The sequence below is a fragment of the Bradyrhizobium sp. Kon69 genome, from assembly GCF_055807515.1.
Genome location: NZ_JBVVOS010000080.1, coordinates 1 through 1,271, shown reverse-complemented (window position 1 = coordinate 1,271; position 1,271 = coordinate 1). Strand labels below are relative to the sequence as shown.

The following is a 1,271-nucleotide window of genomic DNA, read 5'->3' as shown; positions in this document are numbered from 1 at the left end:
TGTTTAGACCGGGCAGATCACTGACAGGTGTTCGGAGACATAGCTGACACATCAAAATGGGCTGGTCTGGTCGATTCGGGAGGCGGTCCATGCCCTGGAACGAGGTGTCGGTGATGGATCAACGACGAGAGTTCGTGCGACTTGCCTTGCAGGAGGGAACGAACCGGCGAGAGCTGTGCCGGCGGTTCGGGATCAGTCCTGATGTGGGCTACAAATGGCTGAGGCGCTGGCAGGCTGGCGACCATGAACTGGCGGATCAGCCCCGTCGTCCGAAGCGGATGCCCAAACGCAGCGAGCCTGCTGTGGAGGCGCAGGTTTTGGCTGTGCGTGACCAGCATCCAGCCTGGGGTGCGCGCAAGATTGCCCATTGCCTGAAGCGCGAAGGCCAGGCTGTGCCTGTGCCTTCGACGGTCCATCAGATCCTGTGCCGGAACGAGCGGATCAAGCCAAGTGAGAAGGCCCCGCCGAGCCCTCCAGGCCATCGCTTTGAGAAGGAGGCGCCCAATCAGCTGTGGCAGATGGACTTCAAGGGCCACATGCCCCTTGCCAACGGAACGCGTTGTCATCCGCTGACCATGGTCGACGATCACTCGCGCTATGCCGTGTGTCTGGAGGCATGCGCCAATGAGCAGCGTCCCGCCGTGCAGAAGCATCTGGTCGATACCTTCCGCCGTTATGGCCTGCCGGAGGCCTTCTACATCGACAATGGCTCCCCTTGGGGTGACACGTCTGGCGTTCGCTGGACCGCGCTGAAGGTCTGGCTGCTCAAGCTTGGCATCAGGGTGGTGCATGCCAGGCCGCGCCATCCCCAGGGCCGGGGCAAGAATGAACGCTTCCATCGCAGCCTGAACGCGGAAGTGTTTGCTCTGCGCGCGTTCCGCACTTTGGCGGAAGTCCAAGACGCCCTCGATAGCTGGCGCATGCTCTACAATCTGGAACGGCCTCATGAAAGTCTCGGCATGGGGGTCCCCGCCGATCGCTACCGGCCAAGTTCTCGCGCCATGCCGGAACGAGTTCCGCAGGTCCAATACGATGCCGGAGAGATCGTTCGCACCGTCTCCTCGACTCGGAGCTACATCTCCTTCCGGGGACAAATGTGGAAAGTCCCACAAGCCTTCTGCGGCGAGCGGCTCGCCATCAGACCGCTCGACCGCGACGGCCATTACGGAATCTTCTTCGCCAGTTGGCAGGTCGCATCAATCGACTTGACCAATGGCCAACCTGTCAGTGATGTGTCCGAACAAGCGTCAGCTATGTCTCCGGTCTAAACA

Annotated in this window: 1 protein-coding gene; it reads left to right on the top strand. The window is 61.2% G+C overall.

The window, feature by feature from the left end:
• Positions 1–89 precede the first annotated feature (89 nt).
• Entirely contained in the window at positions 90–1,268 is a 1,179-nt protein-coding gene (locus tag AC0L3U_RS38260; RefSeq protein ID WP_473364940.1) for an IS481 family transposase, read from the top strand.
• Positions 1,269–1,271: the final 3 nt, after the last annotated feature.